Annotated in this window: 23 protein-coding genes; 11 read left to right on the plus strand and 12 right to left on the minus strand. The window is 54.4% G+C overall.

Annotated features, from left to right (window positions below):
- Nucleotides 1–80: 80 nt before the first annotated feature.
- Nucleotides 81–1,013, plus strand: coding sequence for a LysR family transcriptional regulator (locus THS27_RS22310; RefSeq protein ID WP_085594635.1), 933 nt, complete (start codon nt 81–83; stop codon nt 1,011–1,013).
- 43 nt (nt 1,014–1,056) lie between these two features.
- Here THS27_RS22310 and THS27_RS22315 read toward each other — a convergent pair whose 3' ends face one another.
- The gene (locus tag THS27_RS22315) at nt 1,057–1,539 is read right to left on the minus strand and encodes an Rrf2 family transcriptional regulator (RefSeq protein WP_085594637.1); all 483 of its coding nucleotides are present in this window, start codon (nt 1,537–1,539) and stop codon (nt 1,057–1,059) included.
- A gap of 171 nt (nt 1,540–1,710) precedes the next feature.
- On the opposite strand from THS27_RS22315, the gene THS27_RS22320 reads away from it, so the two are divergent.
- Nucleotides 1,711–2,619, plus strand: a complete 909-nt coding sequence (locus THS27_RS22320) for an NAD(P)/FAD-dependent oxidoreductase (RefSeq protein WP_085594639.1) — start codon at nt 1,711–1,713, stop codon at nt 2,617–2,619.
- A 78-nt stretch (nt 2,620–2,697) separates the two neighbouring features.
- Here the strand turns inward: THS27_RS22320 and dnaJ are convergent, their stop codons facing one another.
- The 3 genes from dnaJ to THS27_RS22335 all read right to left on the minus strand — a co-directional run bounded on the left by dnaJ (nt 2,698) and on the right by THS27_RS22335 (nt 6,675).
- Complete coding sequence (dnaJ, locus tag THS27_RS22325) at nt 2,698–3,852, minus strand: molecular chaperone DnaJ (protein WP_085594641.1); 1,155 nt, start codon at nt 3,850–3,852, stop codon at nt 2,698–2,700.
- Nucleotides 3,853–3,958: 106 nt separating this feature from the next.
- A complete protein-coding gene (dnaK, locus tag THS27_RS22330) occupies nt 3,959–5,869 on the minus strand; it encodes a molecular chaperone DnaK (protein WP_085594643.1) in 1,911 nt (636 codons plus the stop codon).
- A 314-nt stretch (nt 5,870–6,183) separates the two neighbouring features.
- Nucleotides 6,184–6,675, minus strand: coding sequence for a DUF2244 domain-containing protein (locus THS27_RS22335; protein ID WP_085594645.1), 492 nt, complete (start codon nt 6,673–6,675; stop codon nt 6,184–6,186).
- Nucleotides 6,676–6,980: 305 nt separating this feature from the next.
- Between THS27_RS22335 and nth the strand changes: the two genes are divergently transcribed.
- On the plus strand, nt 6,981–7,622 hold the full coding sequence (nth, locus tag THS27_RS22340) for an endonuclease III (protein WP_085594683.1): 642 nt from the start codon (nt 6,981–6,983) through the stop codon (nt 7,620–7,622).
- A 56-nt stretch (nt 7,623–7,678) separates the two neighbouring features.
- Here the strand turns inward: nth and THS27_RS22345 are convergent, their stop codons facing one another.
- Nucleotides 7,679–9,019, minus strand: a complete 1,341-nt coding sequence (locus tag THS27_RS22345) for a penicillin-binding protein activator (protein ID WP_246833064.1) — start codon at nt 9,017–9,019, stop codon at nt 7,679–7,681.
- A 2-nt stretch (nt 9,020–9,021) separates the two neighbouring features.
- On the opposite strand from THS27_RS22345, the gene rsmI reads away from it, so the two are divergent.
- Nucleotides 9,022–10,035, plus strand: coding sequence for a 16S rRNA (cytidine(1402)-2'-O)-methyltransferase (gene rsmI, locus THS27_RS22350; protein ID WP_085594685.1), 1,014 nt, complete (start codon nt 9,022–9,024; stop codon nt 10,033–10,035).
- A 5-nt stretch (nt 10,036–10,040) separates the two neighbouring features.
- Complete coding sequence (locus THS27_RS22355; protein ID WP_085594649.1) at nt 10,041–10,436, plus strand: YraN family protein; 396 nt, start codon at nt 10,041–10,043, stop codon at nt 10,434–10,436.
- Nucleotides 10,437–10,474: 38 nt separating this feature from the next.
- Here THS27_RS22355 and THS27_RS22360 read toward each other — a convergent pair whose 3' ends face one another.
- The gene (locus THS27_RS22360) at nt 10,475–10,882 is read right to left on the minus strand and encodes a DUF2000 family protein (RefSeq protein WP_085594651.1); all 408 of its coding nucleotides are present in this window, start codon (nt 10,880–10,882) and stop codon (nt 10,475–10,477) included.
- Nucleotides 10,883–10,920: 38 nt separating this feature from the next.
- Here THS27_RS22360 and THS27_RS22365 point away from each other — a divergent pair, with 38 nt between their 5' ends.
- Entirely contained in the window at nt 10,921–11,814 is an 894-nt protein-coding gene (locus tag THS27_RS22365; protein ID WP_085594653.1) for an AraC family transcriptional regulator, read from the plus strand.
- Nucleotides 11,815–11,904: 90 nt separating this feature from the next.
- Here THS27_RS22365 and THS27_RS22370 read toward each other — a convergent pair whose 3' ends face one another.
- Nucleotides 11,905–12,927, minus strand: a complete 1,023-nt coding sequence (locus tag THS27_RS22370; protein WP_085594655.1) for an aldo/keto reductase — start codon at nt 12,925–12,927, stop codon at nt 11,905–11,907.
- Between the two features lie 386 nt (nt 12,928–13,313).
- Here THS27_RS22370 and THS27_RS22375 point away from each other — a divergent pair, with 386 nt between their 5' ends.
- A complete protein-coding gene (locus THS27_RS22375; protein ID WP_085594657.1) occupies nt 13,314–13,976 on the plus strand; it encodes a BON domain-containing protein in 663 nt (220 codons plus the stop codon).
- The gene (locus THS27_RS22380) at nt 13,973–14,974 is read left to right on the plus strand and encodes a SirB1 family protein (protein WP_246833065.1); all 1,002 of its coding nucleotides are present in this window, start codon (nt 13,973–13,975) and stop codon (nt 14,972–14,974) included. Before THS27_RS22375 ends, THS27_RS22380 begins: the two co-directional genes overlap by 4 nt.
- A gap of 316 nt (nt 14,975–15,290) precedes the next feature.
- On the opposite strand, the gene THS27_RS22385 is transcribed toward THS27_RS22380, so the two are convergent.
- The gene (locus tag THS27_RS22385) at nt 15,291–16,475 is read right to left on the minus strand and encodes a multidrug effflux MFS transporter (protein ID WP_246833066.1); all 1,185 of its coding nucleotides are present in this window, start codon (nt 16,473–16,475) and stop codon (nt 15,291–15,293) included.
- 226 nt (nt 16,476–16,701) lie between these two features.
- Nucleotides 16,702–17,151 (minus strand): MarR family winged helix-turn-helix transcriptional regulator, encoded by a 450-nt coding sequence (locus THS27_RS22390; RefSeq protein ID WP_210402984.1) that lies wholly within the window; start codon nt 17,149–17,151, stop codon nt 16,702–16,704.
- A gap of 635 nt (nt 17,152–17,786) precedes the next feature.
- Here THS27_RS22390 and THS27_RS22400 point away from each other — a divergent pair.
- The 3 genes from THS27_RS22400 (at nt 17,787) to THS27_RS22410 (ending at nt 22,655) form a co-directional block, all read left to right on the plus strand.
- Nucleotides 17,787–18,782, plus strand: coding sequence for an adenosine kinase (locus THS27_RS22400; RefSeq protein WP_085594663.1), 996 nt, complete (start codon nt 17,787–17,789; stop codon nt 18,780–18,782).
- Between the two features lie 308 nt (nt 18,783–19,090).
- The gene (typA, locus tag THS27_RS22405) at nt 19,091–20,899 is read left to right on the plus strand and encodes a translational GTPase TypA (RefSeq protein WP_085594665.1); all 1,809 of its coding nucleotides are present in this window, start codon (nt 19,091–19,093) and stop codon (nt 20,897–20,899) included.
- A 184-nt stretch (nt 20,900–21,083) separates the two neighbouring features.
- Nucleotides 21,084–22,655, plus strand: a complete 1,572-nt coding sequence (locus THS27_RS22410) for an MFS transporter (protein ID WP_085594667.1) — start codon at nt 21,084–21,086, stop codon at nt 22,653–22,655.
- Nucleotides 22,656–22,835: 180 nt separating this feature from the next.
- Here THS27_RS22410 and ptsN read toward each other — a convergent pair whose 3' ends face one another.
- The 3 genes from ptsN to rpoN all read right to left on the minus strand — a co-directional run bounded on the left by ptsN (nt 22,836) and on the right by rpoN (nt 25,671).
- Nucleotides 22,836–23,300, minus strand: a complete 465-nt coding sequence (gene ptsN / locus THS27_RS22415) for a PTS IIA-like nitrogen regulatory protein PtsN (RefSeq protein ID WP_085578630.1) — start codon at nt 23,298–23,300, stop codon at nt 22,836–22,838.
- A gap of 38 nt (nt 23,301–23,338) precedes the next feature.
- Nucleotides 23,339–23,935 (minus strand): ribosome hibernation-promoting factor, HPF/YfiA family, encoded by a 597-nt coding sequence (gene hpf / locus THS27_RS22420; RefSeq protein ID WP_085594669.1) that lies wholly within the window; start codon nt 23,933–23,935, stop codon nt 23,339–23,341.
- A 161-nt stretch (nt 23,936–24,096) separates the two neighbouring features.
- Nucleotides 24,097–25,671 carry an RNA polymerase factor sigma-54 gene (rpoN, locus tag THS27_RS22425; RefSeq protein ID WP_085594671.1) on the minus strand — a complete coding sequence of 525 codons (1,575 nt, stop codon included), beginning with the start codon at nt 25,669–25,671 and terminating at the stop codon, nt 24,097–24,099.
- Between the last annotated feature and the right edge of the window lie 153 nt (nt 25,672–25,824).

Below are 25,824 nucleotides of genomic sequence, written 5' to 3' on the forward strand. Positions count from 1 at the left end.
GCCGGGACTAAACACCTAGTGCTTGCAACACTGATCTTCAATCAGGCACAATCAGAACAACTTGTACGGAAAATCGAACAATGAATGTGGATCTGGGCGACTTAAACGCTTTTATTACCGTTGCACGGGCGGGCGGCTTTCGCGAAGGCGCACGGCTCAGTGGCGGCAGTGCATCGGCCTTAAGCGATGCTATTCGACGCCTGGAAACACGCCTGGGGGTTCGGTTGTTTAACCGCACCACACGCAGTGTCGCCCTGACAGCGGCGGGCAATGGCCTGCTGGCCCGGCTGGAACCGGCATTGGGCGAAGTTGCCAATGCGCTGGATGTGGTGAATGGCTATCGGGATCGCCCCGCAGGCACCTTGCGGTTAAACATTCCCGTCAGTGCCGCCCGGCTGGCCCTGCCCGAAATCGTCCCGGCCTTTCTGGCCCGCTATCCCGAAATCCAGCTTGAGATCATCACCGAGGAAAGCTTTGTCGATCTGATGGCGGAAAATTGCGATGCCGGTATTCGGTACGACGAACGGCTGGAACAGGACATGATCGCTGTGCCCATCGGGCCACGTAAACAGCGCTTTGCCGCGGCTGCCGCCCCGTCCTATCTGGCCCGGTATGGCACCCCGCAACACCCGCAGGATATGCTGGATCATGCCTGTATTCGCGGTCGCTTTGCCAGTGGTGCCATGTTTGCGTGGGAATTTGAAAAAGACGGCGAATCGATTGAAATTGCGGTAAACGGACCCTTCATCATGCGGCCCGGTGGCGGCACCGACCTGGCAGTAGAGGTGGCCAAAGCAGGCATCGGGATCATTTACCTGTTCGAAGACTGGCTTCAGCCTTATTTCGATGACGGGACACTGGTTGCGGTTTTGCCAGACTGGTGGCCGTCTTTTCCCGGTCCCAAACTATATTATCCCGGGCGGCGACTGGTGCCCTCCCCGTTACGCGCCTTTATCGATTTTGTCCGGGCATGGCCTGCATCATCGCGACCGGCAAGACCCGCAAAGTCATAAATCCCGTTGCTGATACGGGTATCAATATCGACACGATGTCGGGTCAGGAACCGGTTTTATCATGGTCGCGAACATGCCCGAACCGGCGCGCTTCGACCGGGTAATCGAGTAATCTTTTATCAAAATCAGCGGCGATATCGGCCAATGTAATGGTCGCAAACCGGTCCATCATCAGGGCCTGCGCCTGTTCCAGGGTATGATCAATCGCGCTGTTAACCGCCTTTTCCACCAAGCAAACAGGGTTATCCTGTGCGTTGCCGATGGCAAATAAGGGTGGTTCCCCCAAGGCCGTATAAATATCGCGCAGCGTAATTTCACCCAGCCCGCGCGCCAGCCGCCAGCCGCCGCCATGGCCTTTTTCCGACGCCACCAAACCAGCCTTGCGCAAGCCCGCCAAAGTCCGGCGCACAACAACGGGGTTGGTGCGCAACATTTCGGCAATTTCTTCGGATGTTGCGTGTTTGCGGTGACGATCGAGATGGATCAGCACATGCAACATTCGCGACAAACGATGGTCCTGTCTCATTGGCCAAATCTCCTACGGCGTTGCACGTTTTCTTAGCAAATTTCGCCACATGTAACAAACAAAGTTACAAAATTTCTTGACGTGCTTTCATTTTTCCAATTATGAAACTTCATAAGTTACGTAAAACTTGCGGGCCGCTTTCCCGTATTTTCCACTTTGAAAGGACACATCATGGAACATGATTTCGATGTTATTGTCGTCGGCGGCAGCTTCGCCGGGATGTCCGCCACCTTGCAACTGGTTCGCGCCCGGCAAAATGTTCTGGTGCTGGATGGCAATTTGCGCCGCAACCGTTTTGCCAGCCATTCGCATGGTTTTCTGGGCCAGGATGGCCGCGCCCCTGACGACATCATCGCCGATTCCCGCGCCCAGCTTATGAAATATGAGACCCTTACCTGGAAAAATGAGCTTGCGGTTACGGCCCGGCGCACAGACCGTCTTATTGAAATCACGACCGGAAACGGCGACACATTTTCCAGCCGGACCCTGATCCTTGCCACAGGCGTCAAAGATACCTTGCCCGATATACCCGGTCTTGCCCAACGCTGGGGCAAGGCGGTTTTTCACTGCCCCTATTGTCATGGTTATGAACTAAACCGGCAACCCATGGGGGTTCTTGCCAGCTCCGGCCTCGCCATGCATCAGGCATTGATGCTGCCCGACTGGGGGCCAACCACCCTTTTTCTTAACCATGCATTTGATCCTGATGAAACCCAGCTGGCACAACTGGCACGGCGCAATGTCACGCTTGAACGCACCGGCATCGCCGGAATTACGGGCGATAATGCGACTGTCATTCTTGAAGATGGCCGCAAAATTGATCTGGCGGGTTTGTTAATTCAAACCCGTACCGAAATCACCAGCCCGCTTGCGCACCAGTTGGGGTGCGCCTTTGAGGAGGGGCCACTGGGGCCATTCATCAAAATCGATGCCATGATGGAAACAACCATCCCCGGTGTTTTTGCCTGTGGTGATGCCGCTGTCGGGGCTGGATCGGTCGGGTTGGCCGTTGGCAACGGGGTCCGCGCCGGTGCCGCCGCCCATCACGCCCTGATTTTTTGGGATAATGCCGTGGCGTAAGCCTGCAAAACAGGCAAAAAACAACCCCCGCACATTGCTGTGTCGGGGGTTGTTTTATTAATCTGATCATCAGCCCGATCAGTCCGTCAGGTCTTTCCAGATTTCTTTCATCTTGGAAAAGAACCCTTCGGATTCCGGGTGGCTGCCTTCTTCACGGGAAATATCGTCAAATTCGTGCAGCAATTCTTTTTGCCGTTCCGACAAATGAACCGGCGTTTCCACGCTGACCTCGACAAACATGTCACCGCGCGCCTGCGAACGCAGCACCGTCATCCCCTTGCCGCGCAACCGCAATTGCTGACCGGACTGGGTCCCTGCCGGGATATTGATGCGCGTGCGCGTGCCTTCAATGGTCGGAACTTCAATCGTTCCGCCAAGGGCAGCCTTGGTCATCGGGATCGGAATCCGGCACAGCAGATTTGCCCCTTCGCGCTGGAAAAAGCGATGCGGCTGAATATCAAGGAAGATATACAGATCGCCCGAAGGTGCATTATGCGCCCCGGCTTCACCTTCCCCCGCCAGACGAATACGCGTGCCATCCTCGACCCCGGCCGGGATCGTGACTTGCAGGTTTTTCTGTTTTTCAACACGACCTGCCCCGTGGCAAACCTTGCACGGGTTTTTAACGATCTTGCCCTGGCCATGACAGGACGGACAGGTGCGTTCGATGGTAAAGAAGCCCTGCTGGGCGCGCACCTTGCCATGCCCGTTACAGGTCGGGCAGGTTACCGGCTGCGACCCGGATTCAGCACCACTACCATCACAGGCATCGCACTGAACTGAACCAGGAATGGTGATTTCGGACTTTTTGCCATTAAAGGCATCTTCCAGCGAAATCGCCATGTTATAGCGCAGGTCCGCCCCGCGATTGGGCGAAGCACCCCGACGGCCACCGCCGCCCATGGCCCCGAAAATTTCGTCGAATACGTCGGCAAATCCGCCGCCGCCACCGCCGAAACCACCAAAGCCGCCGCCGCCAAACGGGCCACCGCCACCTGCACCGCCCTGTTCAAAGGCTGCATGGCCGAACCGGTCATAGGCCGCGCGTTTATCGGCGTCCTTCAACACGTCGTAGGCTTCGCTGACTTCTTTAAATTTTGCTTCCGCAGCGGTATCACCCGGGTTTTTATCCGGGTGGAACTTCACTGCCATTTTACGATATGCGCTTTTGAGCTCGGCGGCGCTGGCATCCTTGCTCACGCCCAAAAGCTCGTAATAATCCTGTTTCGCCATCCGTTACTCCGGAAATACGGGCGGGCCGTCCGCACATTTTTCTGCTGCGCTGAACGGCCCGTCACGAGTTACAGGGCGGCGTGCCTAGACGACCGCACCGGTCGCCTTACTTGTCTTTTTTGTTGTCGTCGACTTCTTCAAAGTCGGCATCAACAACGCCATCGTCAGCCTTCTGAGCAGAATCCGATGCATCTGCACCGCCTTCTTCTGCCTGCTGGGCCTGATACATGGCTTCGCCAAGTTTCATGGCGGCTTGCTGAAGTTCATTGATCTTGGTGGTGATCAGTTCGGGATCTTCACCGTCCTTGGCTTCCTTAAGGGCCGCCAGGGCATCCTCGATCATGGACTTGGTGTTGGCGTCAACCTTGTCACCATGTTCAGCAATGTTCTTCTCGGTCGAATGAACAAGGGCTTCCGCCTGGTTGCGGGCTTCGACCAGCGCTTTGCGCTTTTTGTCGCTGTCCGCGTTAGACTCGGCATCCTTGACCATTTTTTCGATTTCATCATCCGACAAACCGCCAGATGCCTGAATACGAATCTGCTGTTCCTTGTTGGTCGCCTTGTCCTTGGCCGAAACGTTGACGATACCGTTGGCATCGATGTCAAAGGTGACTTCGATCTGCGGTACGCCACGCGGCGCGGTCGGCAGGCCAACCAGGTCGAACTGCCCCAGCATCTTGTTATCAGCGGCCATTTCGCGTTCACCCTGGAACACACGAATGGTCACAGCGGTCTGGTTGTCTTCCGCGGTCGAGAAGGTCTGCGACTTGCGGGTCGGGATGGTGGTGTTACGGTCGATCAGGCGGGTGAACACACCGCCAAGGGTTTCAATACCCAGCGACAGCGGGGTTACGTCCAGCAGCAGAACGTCTTTGACGTCACCCTGCAAGACACCACCCTGAATGGCAGCACCAAGGGCCACAACTTCATCCGGGTTCACACCCTTGTGCGGTTCACGACCAAAGAATTCCTTAACGCGTTCCTGAACCTTCGGCATACGGGTCATGCCGCCAACCAGGATCACGTCATCAATTTCACCAGCCGAAATACCGGCATCCTTCAACGCGGCTTTACACGGCGTGATGGTGCGATCAATCAGGTCCCCAACCAGTGCTTCAAGTTTCGCACGGCTAAGCTTGACATTCAGGTGCTTCGGACCGGACTGGTCAGCCGTGATGAACGGCAGGTTAACTTCGGTCTGCATCGAAGATGACAGTTCGATCTTGGCTTTTTCAGCAGCTTCTTTCAGGCGCTGCAGGGCCAAACGGTCCTTGCGGAGGTCGATCTGCTGTTCTTTTTTGAACTCGTCAGCCAGATAATCAATGATCTGTTTGTCGAAGTCTTCACCACCCAGGAAGGTATCGCCATTGGTTGATTTAACTTCAAAAACGCCATCGCCGATTTCCAGAACCGAGACGTCAAAGGTACCACCGCCAAGGTCATAAACAACAACCGTGCCGCCTTCTTTTTTGTCCAGGCCATAAGCCAGGGCAGCAGCGGTCGGTTCGTTGATGATACGCTTGACTTCAAGACCGGCAATTTTACCGGCATCCTTGGTGGCCTGACGCTGCGAATCGTTGAAATATGCCGGAACGGTAATCACCGCTTCGGTTACCGGCTCGCCCAGATGGGCTTCGGCGGTTTCTTTCATTTTCTGCAGGATCATCGCGGAAATCTGGCTCGGGGCCATTTTCTCGCCGTTAACTTCGACCCATGCGTCGCCGTTTTCACCGCCAACAATTTTGTACGGTACCAGATCTTTATCTTTTTCGACTTCCGGGTCGCCCATGCGACGGCCGATCAGGCGCTTGATCGCAAACAGGGTGTTTTCCGGGTTGGTCACAGCCTGGCGTTTTGCCGGCTGACCGACAAGGCGCTCACCATCATTGGTGAAAGCGACCATCGACGGCGTTGTACGTGCGCCTTCGCTGTTTTCAATAACCCGGCCTTCCTTACCATCCATCACTGCAACGCAGGAGTTGGTGGTGCCTAGGTCAATACCGATAATCTTGCCCATAATTCGTTCCTCTTTTAGCGGCCGGCCCGTCCCGCAGCCTTCGCCTTGAAGCGCCGCGCAGGACCTCCTGGGACCAATGGTTGTAATAGCGTTTTGTCCACGGGGCAATCACCCCGCGCACCTATATATGAAAGTCAAAACAAAGTCGCAAGCCGTGAAAATGGGGATTCTTTAGGGTTTTTTCGTCTTAAACCGCCGCAGTCTGCCCATAACTGGCCATAAAGCACCGCCAGACAACAGCATTTCCCGGCATTTCGGGCCGGTTTGTGCGATTTCCCCATACAACACGCCATCGTCCTTTTTTCACACCGTCGTCAAACTGGCAGCCCGCCCCGACAGATCAAAAGTTTTTCGCGCAGGGTGTTTGCCAGTTCCTGTTTGGCATCTTCAGGCAAAAACGGGGCAATTTCCGTATCACGGCCATGGCTGCGTAATACCAGAATACTGCGCGTCGCATCGCCGGGTTTCATCACCACCTGTAACCAGTAGGTCTGAAAATCAAATTCCTCGCGCACGCCACGGGCCGATATTCGTGTCAGCCGTAAAACATTGCGGCGCAGTTCAATCATTTCGCCGCACCGGGCCGACTGAAAGTTCAAATGGAAAGCAAAAGACAAAAGCGCAACGTCAATTCCCATAAAACCGGCAATCGGCCATGCCCCCATCGACCAGAACAACACCCCCAAAGATGATGTAACACCCCCAACACACCAGACAAGCCTGCGTGCCCCGCGCCGCGTCAGGGAACGCCGGGGGTGAAGATCGGTTTTAAAAACCGGTTTTTCGATACGCGGTATGCGCGGCATTATTTAACGTCCTGCGCCCGGATGCAGCCAGCGGCATGGCAGCCCGGCGGGTTACGACGGGGCCCGGCCCTGTTCCGGTTTGGTGGTTGCTATTTTCAGCCTGACACCAGCCCAACAACCTTATGTAAATCAGGCAGCACCTAATATGATGCCGTGAATTCTGGAATCACTCCAGCCTGATCGCAAACAAAATTCGACCTTCCCGTGTGCACATCCTATAAATAGTCCCATACCAAGGCTGCCCCGCCCGTTGCCATAACGCCATTAAAAAGCAGAAAGCCATGTCCCTTCCGACGTCCCGCCCGATGAGCAAAGCCGCCATAGAAGAATTTTTCCAGCGCCTGTCCGATGCCGACCCGGAACCAAAGGGCGAACTGGATTACACCAATGTTTATACATTGCTGGTCGCTGTGGCCTTATCAGCACAGGCCACCGATGTCGGGGTGAACAAGGCCACCAAAAAGCTGTTTGAAATTGTTGCCACCCCGCAAGATATGCTCGATCTGGGCGAAGAAGCCCTGATCAGCCATGTGCGCACGATTGGCCTGTATCGAGGCAAAGCCAAAAACATTATGGCGGCAGCGCAAATTCTGGTCGAAAAACACGGCGGTGTTGTGCCCAATGATCAGGACGCGCTGGAAGAACTGCCCGGTGTCGGTCGCAAAACGGCCAATGTGGTGCGCAATATTGCCTTTGGCGAACCGACCATTGCCGTCGATACCCACATATTCCGCCTGGGCAACCGAACGGGCATGGCCAAGGGCAAAACCCCGCTGGCTGTGGAAAAGGCGCTGGAAAAGAAAATTCCCAAACGGTTTTTACAGCATTCGCACCACTGGATGATTTTGCATGGCCGTTATATTTGCAAGGCTCGTAGCCCGCGCTGCCCTGACTGCATAGTCAGCGATCTGTGCAACTTCAAAGAAAAAACACCCGCCACGGAATAACCGGGCGGGTGTTTATCAGTCATTCAGGTGATTAGGGCGCGTCGGCCATTTTCAAATCAGAATACCGCATCAAAGGATGCCGGGGCCGGGCTGATCATTTTCACACCGCTACGCGAAATTTGCATCACGGCATAACCGCGCTGGGTTCGGCCATCGGCATTCAGGCGAAAGACACCGTCAATACCTGAAAAGCCGGTAACATTGGTTAAGCCCGCCATTGTAATACCGCTATCCGACCCGGCCAAAACAGCGGCCAGTGCCGTGCTGTCATATGACAGGCTGGCAATACGTGGTGGTTCAACCCCAAAGGTTTTACGATAACGGCTGGAAAAGGCATTCCAGTTGCCCGGTTCAGGTGCAGCAAAAATCCCGCCATTCAAGGCCGGTTCGGCAAACAGGCTGGAATCATTCCAGCCAAAGGTGCCGATATATTGCACATTAGCCGGATCAACATCGTAATAAGCCAAAAGGGCCGATACCTGACGCAAATCGCCACCGGTTGCCGGCAGGATCAAGGCATTAAAATTCGGATCTCCTAAAGTATCCAGCCCGCCAAGCCGCTGCAGGGCCCGCTGGGACGCACTGTCGCCAGCCGCACCCAGTTCGCGTTTACGCGCCAGCAAAGCCCCGTGGCGCTGATCATACTGGGCAAAATTCTTAACCGTCTGTTCCATCGCATCGCTGCCAGGCTGATAGAAAGCCACCTGGCCCATGGTGCCACCGGCACTGGTAATGATCTGGTCAAGCGAAGCCGAAATCTGACGGCCATATTCATTTTGCGGCAACAGGGCAGCAAAACGGTATTTGCCCTGACTAATGGAATAGGCCGCAGCACGTTTGATCTGGTCTTCGGGCGACAGGCCGTTTACCCACACACCGGGTTCGGCGGCGCGGATATTATTGGAAAACGACAAAACCGGCACATTGGCCTGTTTGGCGATTTCACCGGCACCGCGGACCGAGTCGGAAAATAACGGACCCAAAATCAGTTTGGCTCCGGCATTGATCGCCTTTTGTGCCGCCAGTCGTCCGCCATCGTAACTGGCTTCGGTATCGATTGGCATCAACACAAAGTCGTCAGCAGCAGCATCAAACAAGGCCAGTTCGGCAGCGTGGCGCATCGCCCGCCCCAAATCGCCGTGGGGGCCCGACAATGGCAAAAGCAAGGCCACCCGTTTATCGGTGGTGGCGGCTTCATCATTATAAAGACCCGACAGAACCTGCCCGTCACCGGGCATGCCGTCAAACGGGCTGGGTTCACCAATCAGCCCCTGATTGGGCGCACGCGTGGCCGTATCAGGGCCATTATTGGTAACAACAGGCGCTGGCTCACGCTGTGAATCCGTGCTAGTCAGGTTCGAACTGCACGCGCCCAGCCCCAGCGAAAGGACCAACACAGATGCCGTCCGGCACGCAAACCGGCGCCACGCCGAATTCCCGTTCCTCGTCGCAGACGGATGAAGTTTCGGAAAACCCACTCTCTTCACCTCCCAATGGCGTTATTTCTTCGCAGGGTAATGCGGGCGATCCGGCAAGTAAACCGGATCAAACAAGGAATGACAAAACCTTGCCATTATCGGCCGGGCTTTATCTGGTTGCTACTCCAATTGGAAATTTGGGCGATATTACGTTTCGTGCGGTCGATATCCTTAAACGGGCCGAAATTATTTTGTGCGAGGACACCCGCACATCAGGCAAGCTTTTGTCACGTTTCGGCATAAAGACCAAACGCATTGCCTATCACGAACACAACGCCGAAAAAATGCGCCCCGAAATCATGGACAGGCTTGGCAAAGGCCAGGCCATTGCCCTGATTTCCGATGCCGGAACCCCGCTGATCAATGATCCGGGTTACAAACTGGTGCGTGACTGTCAGGCGACAGGCCATACGGTAACGACGGCCCCCGGGGCTTGTTCCCCGATTGTCGCGCTGATTTTATCGGGCCTGCCCAGCGACCATTTCTTTTATGGCGGTTTTTTACCGCCCAAATCGATGGCGCGGCAAAAAGAACTGACCCGCTTTGCCCCCATTCCCGGCTCGCTGATTTTTCTTGAAAGCCCCAAACGCCTGGCGGCCTGCCTGCGTGACATGGCCGATTGCCTGGGGGAAAGTCGCCCCGCTGCCGTTACCCGCGAACTGACCAAACTGTTCGAGGAAGTCCGGCCCGGCACACTGGCAGACCTGGCCGCGCACTATGACGAGGCCGGTGCGCCCAAAGGCGAAGTCGTAATTGTGGTTGGCCCGGCACCGGCAGGATCAAATGAGCCCTCGGCCGATGAAGTCGACGACCGGTTGCGGGTGCTGTTGCAAAGCAACCGGACCAAGGATGCAGCCGATATTCTGGCGCGCGAAACCGGCCTTAAAAAACGCGATCTTTATAACCGCGCCCTGGAACTGGGGCAGGATAGCTAGGCGCCATGGGCCAATCCCCTCGGCGCCAAACCCGCAACCCGGACCAAAGATCATCCCGAGCCCTTGCCGAAAAGGCCGGTCGCCGGGCCGAAAGCCTGTGTTGTTTGTGGTTATCGATCAAGGGATACCGCATTCTGGCACGGCGCTATCGCGGTATGGGCGGCGAAATTGACATCATCGCGCAAAAATCAGGCATTCTAGTTGCCATTGAGGTCAAACACCGCACCTCTGAAAATGCGGCCCTGTTTGCGGTTACCCCGCGCCAACAAAGCCGCATTGCCCGCAGCCTGCAAGGATTTGCCGCCCGAAACGGCCATGATGGCGACATGCGCATTGATGTGATGACGGTGCAACCATGGTGCCGCATCCGCCATCATATCAATGTCTGGATGGGGTCATAAATACGTGCAGGCGATAATCGCAGAACAGGATGTCAGGGTCAGGGGTGCATTTTGGCCCCTTTGACAATTTTATCCGCCACCCGTTTTTCCGCCCGCAATGCAATGCCAACCACTTTGGCATCATCCGGGGCAAATTGCGCAAAAACCTCGCGGTTGGCGGCGTCATGGCCGGTTGAAAACATTTCCTCGATATAAAGCGAGGCCGGAACGCCACGATCAATGATGCGATTGTGGATTTTACCCAATGTTGCCTGGTCGGCTGCCAGCACGATGGCGGGTTGCACCGACATGGGATTGTATTTATTGCCGTTGCGATCCACATAATCTTCGCCGATGATTTCGGGAAATTTTGCGATAATACCGCTCATCAAAAAGGCTGTCACATTTAGCGACTGCCAGCTTTCAAGGTCGTTTCGCAATACAATGGCAACTTTGGTATCAAACATGAACGTCATAATCCGCATAGCTAATGAAAGGGGAAAAGATGACTTCGCTTGTAACCTCCCCCGATAGCGCCGGTATTGAACGTTTGTGCAATCTTTCCACCCGCGAACGTTTTTTAACCGCCCCGGCCCTGCCCGGCATTGAACGGATAGAAGCACAGTTTTACGGCGATATGTTTTCCCCGCATCGCCACGATACCTATGCGCTGGGGGTAACCTTGCACGGGGTGCAAACATTTTCGTATCGAGGGGCCAAACAATTTAGCCAGCCAGGCAATATCATCGTCCTGCACCCCGATGAAATCCACGATGGCGGGGCCGGCACCGAAGCCGGTTTGCGTTATCGGATGCTCTATCTGGAACCGTCATTATTACGGCGCGGGCTGGGTGAAAATGCCGGTAGTTTACCCTTTGTCGCCCAGCCGGTTTTTTCGGACCCGGCCCTGTCTGCTACCTTGCTTGAAATGCTGGCCCATCTTGACAGCGACCTTGATGAATTGCTGATTGATCAACTGGTATGCGGAATCGCCGAAGGGCTGTCGCGCCACGCGAAACAGCCGATTCGCCGCAGCAAAAACCTTGCAACCACCCGCATGGAACGTGCGCGCCAGTTCCTGGAAGCCAACATCAATGATGTCGTTACCTCGGCGGAACTTGAAGACGTTACCGGGCTGGATCGCTATACCCTGATCCGGCAGTTCAAGGCCTGTTTTGCCACCACCCCGCACCGGTTTCTGGTCATGCGGCGGTTACAGCGCGCCAAAACCCTGATCGCGCAAGGCGAACCATTGGCCGGTATTGCGGCTGAAACCGGTTTTGCCGATCAAAGCCACCTCAACCGCCATTTCAAACAGGCCTTTGGCATTACACCGGGCCGTTGGGCCGATATGATCCGACCACACCAAAGCCCGTCCATGCCGCTGATTGCCCCGTAATATGACCCCAGATATTACCCTGAAACAAAATCGGCAGGCATTGCTGCCCGCCGACTGTAAACAGAATAGATTTATCTGCAATCAGGCACATCAGCCCTTGCGATACCCACTCTGACGTTCCAGCATCCAGCCCGGATATTCTACCGGCAAGGCACTGACAGCGTTCAGGGCTTCAAGGTCGGCGCCGGTCAGTTTGATGCCGGTTGCCTTGATATTATCTTCAAGCTGTTCGGTGCGTTTTGCCCCGACAATAACGCTGGTCACCGCTTGCTGATGCAGCAACCACGCCAGAGCAATTTGCGCCACACTGCAATCATGCGCCCGGGCAACAACCCGCATTGTGTCGATACAGTCATAGGCGCGGTCGCGGTTTACCGGCGGAAAATCGAAACTGGCCCGGCGGCCTTCGCCATCGGTTTCGTTATCGCGGTCATATTTGCCGCTCAGCAATCCCCCGGCAAGCGGGCTCCAGACCATAAGACCCACATTTTCCGACTTTAACATCGGTACAATTTCGCGTTCCAGGTCACGCCCAGCCAATGTGTAATAAGCCTGCAGTGACGCAAACCGTGCCAGGTGATGGCGTTCGGAAATGCCCAGTGCCTTTACAATTTGCCACGCAGCCCAGTTTGACACGCCGATATAGCGAACATGCCCGTGTTTCACCAGGGTATCCAACGCATCCAGCGTTTCTTCAATGGGTGTTGCGGTATCAAACCCGTGAATCTGATACAGGTCGATATGGTCGAGCTGCAACCGTTTCAAGCTGGCCCTGGCCTGATCCATGATGTGATGGCGCGAGGCCCCGGTGGAATTGACATTAGCCCCCATACGACCAAAAACCTTGGTGGCAACCACCACATCTTCGCGCGCCACCCCCAGGTTTTTCAGGGCCTGACCGGTAATTTCTTCCGATTTGCCTTCTGCATAGACATTGGCGGTATCAATAAAATTGATTCCGGCATCAAGGGCGGTTTTCACCAGCTGATCAGCATCACCTTGCTGAACCTTGCCGATTTTTTGCCACATCTCGCCCTGGCCGCCAAAGGTCATGGTGCCCAGGCACAGTTCCGAGACAAAAAGCCCGGTTTGACCAAGTTTGTTATATTGCAACGGTTCGGTCCTTTCTTAAGCGGGGAAGAAAGAGTGCCGCGGTTTTAAAACCAGCCCCGAACAGGCAACTTACCACACGGTAGCGCCCCGGGCAGATCCACACACGGACACGAAAGATGCACTAAACATAACCGTGATGCGGTTGCTGGCAATGGGCTCCGTAGGATCAGGCAAGGATCAAGGCGTATTATTTCATCGTCACCCGTCGCCACCCGAAAACAGGCAAGGCCAGCTTAAAAGTGGTGGAATTAACCATCAAAAGACTGTTTTTAGGCCAAAAAACCCGCCAAACAGCATCAACACCCCCTGCAATACCCTGCTTTTTTAAAACTCCTTAACATCCGTGGCCCATAGTAAGCGTTGCAATGGGGCGGACAGGTAGTTCAATGACGTCTATTTCCAAACCGGGCAATCATCATGACCCGGGACAAAAATATAACAGGCACAAATTTCCTGCACGTCTGGGCGCTTGCCTTTTGCTGGGCGCTGCCTTGCTGGCAAATGGCGGCTGCACATCGCTGGTGGTAGGGGCCGGTGCCACTGCCGGTGTCGCTGCGATGCAGGAACGGGGCTTTAAAAACTCGGTCAGTGATAACGCCATCAACGCCAATTTATGGCGCAAATATCTGGAAATCGACAAGCAGATGTTTGTCGATATCGAAATTGAAGTGGTCGAAGGCGAAGTATTGCTGGCGGGATACGTTCCCACTGCCGATGTCGAAATGACAGCTGTAAAAACCGCGTGGCAAACCGATGGTGTAAAACGCGTGATCAACCAATTAAAGGTTGGCAAGGAAGTTGGCCTGATTGATGCGGCCAACGATCTTTTGATCAGTACGCGCATAAAAACCGCGCTGATGTTTGACAGCCGCGTTTATGCGATTAACTACAATATAGAAACCGTTGACGGCACTGTTTACCTGATGGGGATCGCCCAGAACAAGGACGAGCTTGATCGGGTTATTTCGCATGTGCGTGCGACGAGTTATGTTAAAAAGGTTGTCAGTTTCGTTCGTTTAAAAGACGACCCTACACGCAAGAGGACTTGAAAATCACAGGCGTCATCCCGGAAACAGATCGTCAGAAATCGGCTTTGCGGTGGCTGGAATCGTATGCGCAAGGACAATATCCTGACGCGACAGCGGCCGAGGCAGCGTTGCATTTTGCCAGTCTGGACAAGACCGACCGTGATATTTCGCCTTATCTGGCCCGGCTTGATGACATTTGTGCCGACCTGGAGCGCAGCATTGCCGATGCCGCCGGAGCAGGCGGCAGTTCGCCGCGCGTGATGGACCTGGCAATTGCCCTGCAACATGTCATTCCCGGATATCATGGGTATCAGGGCGACGAGGAAAATTACGACGATACCGACAACGCCAACCTGATGAGCGTGATTGACCGCAAACGTGGCCTGCCTGTGGCACTGGCACTGTTGTATTTACATGCGGCAACGCGTTGCGGCCTTGATATGACCGGCATCGATTTTCCCGGTCATTTCCTGTTGCGCCTTGAAGCCCACGGGGAACGGGTACTGATTGACCCGTTTCACAATGGTATTGTTTTAGGTGCCGCCGAACTGCGTGAACTTTTGAAAGCCTTTCAGGGACTGGATGCCGAACTACAGCCCGAACATTACCGCGAGGCGAACGAAAGAACGATTTTGTTGCGCCTGCAAAATAACATCAAGGTCCGGGCCCTTCGCAGTGGTGACCTTGCCTATGCCACAACCATTCTTGAACGCTGCCTGATCATTGCCCCGGATGAAGCCGGGTTATGGCATCAGGCCGGAACACTTCACGCCCGCCTTAACAATGATGAAAAGGCACTGGCCGCCTTCGAGAAATTTCTGGCCCTTAACCATGATCAGCGCCATCACCAGCGCATCCGCAGCCTTGCAGCCGAATTGCGCGACAGAATTGCCGGCATAAAACCCGACGACACACACGCAGAAACCTCATCGTCCCCCGATGCCGACGAAACCGTTATACAGTTTCATCCGACAAAACCATCGGCGGACAAAACACCTGATGACCCTTCGCCAGCGTAGCTGGTTGATTCTGCGTCAGAAACACATCGCGGCATTAGCAAATATTTTGCAGGCATGAAACGGCCTTTAACAATTATTCACATATCTCACCAAGATCATCAGACATAATCTATAAGAATTTAATTATTAAAAATAACTCAAATTAAAGCAAAATAGCATTAAATAAAATTTCCTAATTTATATTTGGCAAAATGTTCGTTCCGAAAATTCGGCATTAAGGCAAGGATCGTTAGCCAGTTGAAAACACCAGAAATTCGCGCCTTTACGCGAATACAAACCGGTCTTTCGCGCCAGCCCGTCCTGTTAAAACTTCAAACTATTCCGGCTGAGGTAATGCCGAACGGCGCAGCGCAATCCAGAATGACACTTGCGACACAACGCCCGCCGCGGACAGAACAAGCGCCGCCGCCAGCGCCGGATTATCACCAAGCCCGGCAAGAGCGGTACAAATTGCGCCAACCGCCATTTGGGTGCTGCCATAAAGGCCGGACGCCGAGCCAATAACCTGCGGATTAACGCTTATGGCTTCGGTCAGGGCGGCGGGCGATGCCGTTCCAGCGCCCAGAGTGAACAAAAACATTAAACCGATGGCATTAATCACTGTCAGATTGCCCGTTAAAACGACCGCCAGCAGCGAAAAAGCCGCGGCAACGCTTACCAGATTTGCCACCACCAGCAACCGGCGCAAGGGCACATGGCGGATCAGCCGACCTGCCAGCAAACTGCCAAACCAGACGCCCAAAATCAAAACTGCCAGATATGGTCCAATTTCGCTGGTCGGCCGGTTAAGCTGATGCACGAAGATAAACGGTGCGGCACCAATAAAGGCGTACATCGCCGTGGTGGCGCAGCCCCCGCCAATGGCATAGCCCAAAAAAGCAGGTGAACGCAGTAAGCTGAAATAATTGCGCACCACAGCCAGCCCTTCGCTCGCCATGGCATTCCCGCCGGTTTCCGGCAAAAGCCGCCAGGTTAGAACAACGTTGATCACCCCGAGCCCGCATAAAAATAGCAGCACCGAGCGCCAGCCAAGATCGCCGGCCATCAAACCACCAAGCAATGGTGCAAACCCGGGACCCAATGTAACCATCAAATTCATCAGGGCCAGCCGCCGGGTTGCTTCTTTGGGCGCGCAGGTATCGCGCACGATGGCACGCCCCAGGACCAGGCCCGCACACCCGCCCAGCGCCTGAAACAACCGCGCTGCAATAAGCCAATGGACTTCCGGTGCCAAAAGCGCCCCGACACCTGCAACAGTATATAATGCAAGCCCGACCAACAAAGTCGGCTTACGCCCGAACCGGTCCGATACCGGCCCGTAAATCAGCTGGCCAACTGCCAGCCCCAAAATATAAATGCTGATCGTCATTTGCATGGCACCGGCATCGGCACCAAGGTCAGCCGCGGCCAATGGCAATGCCGGAACAAAGATATGCATCGCAAGTGTGCCGCTAAACGTTACCAGAGCAAGCAGCCAAAGTGGTGCGGCCCGGGTTTTCAACCCCTGTTTGGCCTGCGCGACACCCCCTGTGTATTTTTCATCTCCGTGCCGTTGTGTATTTTGGACGCTGCGTTGACCGTTTTTCGCGCCAACAGGTTGTACATTATCTTGCCAGGCGATACCGGCATCCGAATTTCGATTTATTGTTTCGATATCAGAATGTTTAGAACACACTTCGGGACAGTCGGCCGGGTCGCCGTCAGAGCTTAACGAAATCCTGTCCATTCTACGCGGCCCCACCTTTGGTTTGGCGCGCAACATGGGCCAACACACGCAAAGTTGTGGCGATATCATCGGGGCTGACACCGCTTAGGGCATGTTCACGGACATTGGCCGCGGCCATTTCGACTTTTTCGACCATCGCACGTCCTGCCCCGGTAATTGTTATGGTTTTGGCACGGCGGTCACCGGCCTCTTCCTGCCGATCAATCAGGCCATCTTTTTGCAGGCAATCCAGCAGCCGCACGACCGCTGACCCATCAAGCATCAATCCTTCGGCCAGTTGTTTTTGCCGCAAGGGTTCGGGCGCGCGCGCCAAATGCACAAGCGGTAACCATGTTGCCTCGGTCAGGCCAAAGGGTTGCAAGCCCATGTCAACGGCCCGTCGCCATTGCCGGGCAGCCTGTGCCAGCATGGGGCCAAAACTGGTTTTGGGTAAATCCGGATTGGAAACCACAATGCCATCCTCATTAGATGATATATCATCTAATTTTATATCATCTAATTTCCTGTCAAGCCAGATGTGCCATGTGCCAGACGCAAAATTGGATTTTTATCGATATAGAATTTGTTAAATAACTCTATATCGATATATTTTATAGTTATCTGATTAATCCTAAAGACGTACAAAACAGTCGGTATTAGTTGGGAATGACACCAAACAGCCGAGAAATGGCCTGATATTTGGGATCAGATTATCTTCAAAATGCTTAATCAATATGTTTTTGGTGCAAATTATGGGATTTAACAAAAAAAATACAGTACTTAATGCAGTCACATGAACATTAGGATTTCTGCGGGGTTTTGCCTGGCGCCCGACGATATTTTGCGCACTCAAAGCCATCATCACTTTTGATAAAGACCACACCGGTCATTGCAGCATCGCGCGAAAAGATGCCAAAACCGATCCGCTGTCGAACCGGTTTGGCGCCTGAAAAACAACATATGAAGTTTTGTTTTTAAGGACATCCCTTAAAACAAACGGCTGCGCAACGGTCGCAAAACTTGCACGTCGGGTCCGAACCATTATACTGCCGCGCAAATTACCGGGCGATCTTACCGGCCCCATTACCCAACCAGCAGGAACCATAGATGAGCGCACCCACAGTTGATGTTGTCGGAATTGGCAACGCCATCGTCGATGTTTTGACCCATTGCACCGAAGACGACCTGACCCGTCTGAAGCTGGTTAAAAACGCGATGACCCTGATCGACACCGACACCGCCGATGCGCTTTATACGGAAATGGGGCCGGGCATCGAAATGTCTGGCGGGTCGGCGGGTAACACGCTGGCCGGGATTGCAGCCCTGGGGGGCAAAGGTGCCTATATTGGCAAAGTCCGTGATGATCAACTGGGGTCGGTATTTCGCCACGACATTCGCGCCATGGGCGTCAGCTTTGATACAGCCGCTGCCAGTGACGGGTCGTCAACTGCGCGCTGCCTTATTTTTGTGACCCCGGACGGTCATCGCACCATGAACACCTTTTTGGGCGCCTGCACCGAACTGGGACCGAACGACATTGATGCCGAGCTGATCAAGTCGGCAAAGGTCACATATATGGAAGGGTATTTGTGGGACCGCGACGAAGCCAAGGAAGCCTTCGTTCTGGCCGCAAAAATTGCCCATGAAGCCAACCGCCAGGTTTCGATCACGCTGTCAGATTCTTTTTGTGTTGATCGTCACCGCGATTCATTCCGCGATCTGGTTCATAACCATGTCGATATTCTTTTCGCCAATGAAGACGAAATTAAATCGCTTTATGAAGTCGACACCTTCGACGAAGCCCTGATTGAAGTCCGTCGCCACTGCAAGGTGGCCGCCCTGACCCGCAGTGAAAAAGGCTCGGTTATTGTTTCGGGCGATTCCGTTATCGAGGTTGCGGCCGAACCGGTAATCAAGGTCGTTGACACCACCGGCGCCGGTGACCTTTTTGCATCGGGATTCCTTTACGGCTATACACAGGGTTTCGATCTGGCCACCTGCGGGCGTCTGGGATCGATCTGTGCAGCCGAGATCATTTCGCATATGGGGGCACGCCCGGACGCAGACCTTAAAACCCTGTGCCAGGGGGCCATTCCGGCCTAAGCAACTGCAAATACAAAATTTCACGGGACGGCAACAAACGCGCCGTCCCGCAGAAATACGCCGCTAATCCGCACATGCCCGTCATTTCGCAGTTGCAAAGCATTGACAATCTGCGGCCAATGGCGCATGTACCCGGCGTCTGTGTTGTATTTTTAACAAATCAAGCACTCTGGCATTTGCAAGGCAGGTGATGCGCCGCGACGTAAGCGAGCAGCACTCCGCCTTCACAATATATATCGCCCAATCTTGTTTCTGACCGATGCGCTTGGCACGACCGGCGCGCGGCATGTTATACGGAGTCCGCGCCCATGAAGCTGCGCAATATCGCCATTATCGCCCACGTTGACCACGGTAAAACAACCCTGGTTGACTCCATGTTCCGCCAGTCCGGCGTCTATCGTGACAACCAGCGCGTTGATGAACGCGCGATGGACAGCAACGATCTGGAACGTGAACGCGGCATTACCATTATGGCAAAGCCGACCGCGATTCAGTGGGGGGAAACCCGCATTAACATCGTCGATACCCCTGGCCACGCCGATTTCGGTGGTGAAGTCGAACGTATTCTGTCGATGGTTGATGGTGTTGTTCTGCTGGTCGACTCGGCCGAAGGCCCGATGCCGCAGACCAAGTTCGTTCTGGGTAAAGCCCTGAAACTTGGCCTGAAGCCAATCGTGATCATCAACAAGATCGACCGTCCGGACCAGCGCGCTGAAGAAGTGCTTGACGAAATTTTCGATCTGTTCGTTTCGCTTGAAGCCAATGACGAACAGCTGGACTTCCCGGTTCTGTATGCATCCGGCCGTGATGGCTGGGCTGCTGAAAACCCCGAAGGCCCGAAAGAAAACCTGACCCCGCTGATGGATCTGGTTCTTAGCTATGTTCCGGCCCCGAAAGCCGAAGTGGACGCCCCGTTCGCCATGATCGCCACCATGCTTCATGCCGATAACTTCCTGGGTCGTATTCTGACCGGCCGTATTGCACAGGGCCGTGCCAAACTGAACATGCCGGTTAAGGTTCTGCGCGGTGACGGCACCGTTGAAACCGGGCGCCTTTCGAAACTGATGGGTTTCCGGGGTCTGGATCGTGTGCCGCAGGAAGAAGCCGAAGCAGGCGACATTATCGCCATTGCCGGTTTGACCGACGCCACCGTGGCCGACACCATCTGTGCTGCCGACGTTAAAGTTGCGATCAAAAGCCAGCCGATCGATCCGCCGACCCTGGCGATGACCTTCTCGGTCAACAACTCGCCGCTGGCCGGCCAGGAAGGCGACAAGGTTACCTCGCGTATGATCCGTTCGCGTCTCGAACGCGAAGTTGAAGGCAACATTGCCATTCAGCTGACCGAAACCGAAGACAAGGATGCCTTCGAAGTTGCCGGTCGTGGCGAATTGCAGCTGGGCGTTCTGATCGAAACCATGCGCCGCGAAGGCTATGAACTGTCGATCTCGCGTCCGCGCGTTCTGATCAAGGAAATCGACGGCGTTCTATCTGAACCGTTTGAAGAAGTTCAGGTTGACGTTGACGAAGAATATGCCGGTTCCGTCGTTGAAAAAATGAGCCTGCGCAAAGCCGAAATGACCGACATGCGGTCATCGGGTGGTGGCAAGACCCGTATTCTGTTCCTGGCCCCGTCACGTGGCCTGATCGGCTATCATGGTGAATTCCTGACCGATACCCGTGGTACCGGCGTTATGAACCGTGTTTTCCATTCCTATGGCCCGGTCAAGGGTGCCATTGCCGGGCGTCGTAACGGCGTTCTGATCTCGAATGATCAGGGCGATGCGGTTGCCTATGCGCTTTGGGGTCTTGAAGATCGCGGCATGATGTTTATTGAGCCGGGCGCACGCGTCTATCAGGGCATGGTCATTGGTGAACACAACCGTGACAACGACCTGGAAGTAAACATCCTGAAGGGCAAAAAGCTGACCAACGTTCGGGCATCGGGCAAGGATGATGCGATCACCCTGACCCCGCCGCGCCAGATGAGCCTGGAAGAAGCCCTTGCTTACATTCAGACCGACGAACTGGTCGAAGTGACCCCGCAAAGCATCCGTATTCGCAAGCTGCACCTTGATCCGAATATCCGCAAGCGCGAAAGCCGCAAGAAAGACTAAACGCCGCTTAAACGACGTTTCATTCGTTCTTCTGACAAGGCCGGTCCCTATTGGACCGGCCTTGTTGCATTCCTGCCCGCGAATAACTGTCATATTTTAACTACGATCTTGCGACGCTTTGGGCATTCTTTAACTGATGGCACCATATGGTCTGCAAAAGGCAGCCGGATATTCAGGGGGAAAAATGAATAGCCACACCAAACGCAGCTGGGGTGAGGCGTTTCGCGCCCTGACCAACCCGCGGGTTATTACGATGCTGTTTCTGGGGTTTTCCGCCGGAATTCCCATTTTGCTGATTTTCTCTACGCTGTCGATCTGGCTACGCGAAGCCGGGGTGGAACGTGCGACGGTTACCTATTTCAGCTGGGCGGCCCTGGGGTATTCCTTCAAGTTCGTCTGGGCACCTTTAATCGACCGTCTCCCCCTGCCGATCCTTCACACCACCCTGGGCCGACGTCGCAGTTGGCTGATTGTTGCGCAAACCGCCATCATTGGCGCCATATTATGGATGGGCCTGACCGACCCGGCCCACAATCTGACCATGATGGCCTTTGCGGCCGTGGCCCTTGGTTTTGCCTCGGCAACACAGGATATTGTCATTGATGCCTATCGTATCGAGGCTGTCGATACCGATTTGCAGGCCATGATGAGTTCAGCCTATATCGCCGGATATCGCATTGGCATGATTGTGGCCGGTGCAGGCGCGCTGACCATCGCCGCACTGATCGAAGGGGAAGGCACCTACCAGCCCCTGGCGTGGCGTGTGGCCTATGGCTGCATGGCGCTGGCGATGTGTGTGGGGGTATTGACAACCTTGCTGGTCAGTGAACCCACGGTGGTGCGCAAGGACAGCAAATATTTCCACCACACCAGCGACTATATCCGCTTCCTGCTGATGTTCGCGCTGACCATCATCACCTTCATTGCGGCAAATATCTATGTTGGCGATGCGGTTGAACCGATGAAAACGGCGATGGTTAACGGCGGCATGACCAAAGAACTGGCCGGTTTTCTAACCGGTACCTTGCAACTGGCTGTCGCGGTGATATTGGCAATTGCCGTTGCCTGGGCGACCACCCTGGCGGGGATAACCCCGCGCGAGATGGTGCGTGAAACCTATGTCGCCCCGATCAAGGATTTCATCGACCGCTATGGCAAGGTCGCCATCGTTGTTCTGGCATTGATCGGGTTTTATCGCATTGCCGATATTGTTATGGGGGTCATGGCCAATGTGTTTTACACCGATATCGGCTTTTCCAAGGAAGAGATCGCAGCTGTATCAAAAACATTTGGCCTGTTCATGACCATTGCCGGCAGTTTCCTGGGGGGGGTCCTGTCGGTGCGCTACGGTGTGATCAAAGTATTGTTTCTGGGTGCCTTGCTATCAGCCATCACCAACATCCTGTTTGCCGTCATGGCGCAAATTCCCGCCAATACAGTAATGTTTGCCGTGGTGATCATGGCCGATAATCTGTCGGGTGGCCTGGCAACGGCTGCTTTCATCGCCTATTTGTCCGGGCTGACCAACATTTCCTTTACCGCCATGCAATATGCCATTTTCAGTTCCATCATGACCCTGTTTCCCAAGGTCATTGCCGGGTTTTCCGGAACGGCGGTTGATGCGGTTGGTTACCAGGCCTTTTTCATTGGTACGGCCATTCTGGGATTACCGGTTTTACTTCTGGTCGTGCTGGCAGGCCGCCTGACCGATGTTGAAAACCCGAAATCCGGAACCGCCAAAACAACAGCCCGGTAACAAAACCCCGGGCCTGTGCTGTTTTCCTACAGCACGGTCAATTTCGCGCCCCCAACAAGGCCCACGCTGGTATAGGCGCCTTTCGCACCGTCTTTGAAAAACAAAACCCCCGCTTTTTTCAAAGCGGGGGTTTTTCGTTGCCAAACCCGATTTATCCGGGCCCGGTCAAAGCTATATTTTTCAGGCGGCCTGTTCGGCCTCGTCCTGGGTCAGCAATGCATAGATTGCATCAGCCGATGCAGCCCCACGCAGCTTTTCACACATACCCTGATTGCGCAGCAACCGGGAAATACGTGCCAAAGCTTTCAAGTGATCGGCACCGGCCTCTTCAGGGGCTACCAGCATACAAAACAGATCGACAGGCTGTTCATCGACAGCATCAAATTCAATCGGATTTTGCGCACGGGCAAATACCATGTAAAGCCGGTCCAGATCGCCCAGCTTTCCATGCGGAATCGCCACGCCACCACCAACGCCGGTGCTGCCCAGCTTTTCACGGTCAAGCAAAACAGAGAAAATCTGCCCTGCGTCACGTCCGGTTACCTCGGCGGCTTTTTCTGCGAGTTCTTCGAGAACAGCCTTCTTGGCACCGGAACGCAATGCCGGAATAACCCCTGACGGGGAGAGAATTGTTGAAATGTCCATCTTTCGCGTTGCGTTGTTTGGACCAGAGGTCGCGTTCGTCAGGCTGCCCCGGCTTTTTCATCAGCCGGATCAAGCCAGCCAATGTTGCCATCGGCCCGACGATACACGACGTTCAATCCGCCATGTTTGCCATTCCGGAACATAAGCGCCGGAATATCCCCCAAATCGAGACGCATGACCGCCTCACCAACAGAGAGCGTATCAATGCGATCGGGTGTTTCTGCAACGATCAACGGATCAAAGCCGTTTACATGATCGTCATCAGAATGATCTTCATTTTCCTGCTGGATCACGTAATGACGCGCATCCATCAAGGCATCTTCATACTGATCACGGTTCGTATGGTGATCACGCAAACGCCGTTTATAACGGCGCAACCGTTTCGCCACCTTCTCACAAGCTGCATCAAAGGCAGGATATACCTCATTTGCCGATGCTTTTGCCTGAACCAGCATGCCCTTTCCGACATGGACCGAAATCTGTGTGTGATAAAGATGAGCCTGTTTGGTAATCGTTACCGTGGCCTCGATCGCATGATCGAAATATTTCTCTACCGCAAGGTCCAAGGTCTCGACGACGTGTTCACGTAGAGCGCTGCCAACGTCAAGTTGCTTGCCAATTACTGTAATCTGCATGGATCGCCTATCCCCAGTTGAGTGACTTCCAGTACATCTGCGAACAATGGTGCCCTTCAATCAGGTGGCGGCACCATATTCCGTCGCCAATGCCAAGTCAACATTTGGGTATTCACCAATATGTTTCAATACCTTAAGCATTGTTTATTGGCATCAGGCCGTTATCGGGCCTGTGCTTTTTTCTCGCGCCGCCTTTGGACGGACGACGGAATCCGCATTGCCTCCCGGTATTTTGCCACTGTTCGCCGGGCAATGTCGATCCCTTCCTTTTGCAGAAGTTCGACAAGTTTATCATCCGATAGAATTTTTTTCGGATTTTCCCCATCTATCAATGACTTGATCCGATGCCGTACCGATTCGGATGAATAGGAATCTCCACCATCAGAAGATGAAATAGCCGTGGTGAAGAAGTATTTCAGCTCGAATATGCCACGAGGGGTCGCCATGAACTTGCCATTTGTCACCCGCGACACCGTGCTTTCATGCATCGAAATGGCTTCGGCTATATCGCGTAAAATCAACGGGCGCAGGTGCGAAACCCCGTGATTAAAGAATCCATCCTGCTGGCGAATAATCTCGGAGGCGACCTTGAGAATCGTTGTGGCACGCTGATGCAGGGCCTTAACCAGCCAATTTGCCGTTTGCAGCCGCTCGTTGACGAAACTTTTTTCTTCCCGGCCGCGAATCCCTGTGCTGATGACTGCAGCATATTCTTCGTTCACCAGAACACGCGGCAAGGCATCGTTGTTAAGTTCAATCATCCAGTTACCCGCATTGCCTGCACGCACCAGCACGTCGGGAATAACCGGTGTTGCCGGTTCACCGTCACTGGTTCGGCCTGGTCGCGGGTCCAGCGTTCTGATTTCGGCAATCATATCGGCCAGATCGTCACCATCCACACCGCAAATACGGCGCAGCCGGTCAAATTCGCGACGGGCCAGTAGCTCCAGATTATTAAGCAATGCCGCCATCGCCGGATCAAACCGGTTCCGGTCGCGCAATTGCAACTCCAGACATTCGGCAAGATTGCGGGCGAATACCCCGACCGGCTCAAACCCCTGCATCCGGCTCAGCACAGAACGAACCTGCGCCATTTCACAACCAAGAGACTCGCAAACTTCAGCCAGGTCGCCACTGACATAACCGTTATCATCAAGCATATCGATCAGATAACTGCCGATCATACGCTCCACAGCCGTGGAAAAAGCCAGATTAAGCTGATCATCAAGGCTTTGACGCAGGCTAACGGTATCGGCAAGGGTCTGTTCCAGCCCCGGCAGGTCATCACTATCCCCCCCGGACATTGACCCGCCACCCCCGGCATAGGGCTGCGAATAGTCATGGTTGGCCCCTGCGGGCGCACCATTGGATGTGATTTCACCTTCACCGTCAAAAAGGGCGTCTGCTGCACAATCAAGCGGGCTACTGGCCTCACTCCCCATACTGTCACTGCTGGCAAGGCGGTCGGTGCCGCGCATATCCTCGCGGTCGCGAAAATCGTCAATCGCGCGCGCATCCATCCCCTGCTCACCGTTGCCAACCGCTTCATCGCCGGTTTGCGCAAAGGTTTGCCCCGGTTCGGCCCGTTCCAGCAACGGGTTTTCCAGAAGCTCGCTATCAATAAAATTGGAAAGCTCGATATTGTTAAATTGCAACAGCTTAATCGCCTGCTGCAATTGCGGCGTCATGACAAGAGACTGTGACTGACGAAGATCAAGCCTTGCCTTCAGGGCCATATCAGTACCTACCCCGTATCAATCCGCTTTCCCCCATTTCCTTGCCTTGCCTTTGTAACCCGTCCGCGTTTCTTTTGATGACGCGGTATGAGTTTATTAAATTTCACCGGCAGAACAACTCTGCCGCGCCGCACCCTTACAGGCACACGGTAA

The organism is Thalassospira sp. MCCC 1A01428 (assembly GCF_002115825.1).
In the GTDB taxonomy this organism is placed as follows: Bacteria; Pseudomonadota; Alphaproteobacteria; order Rhodospirillales; family Thalassospiraceae; genus Thalassospira.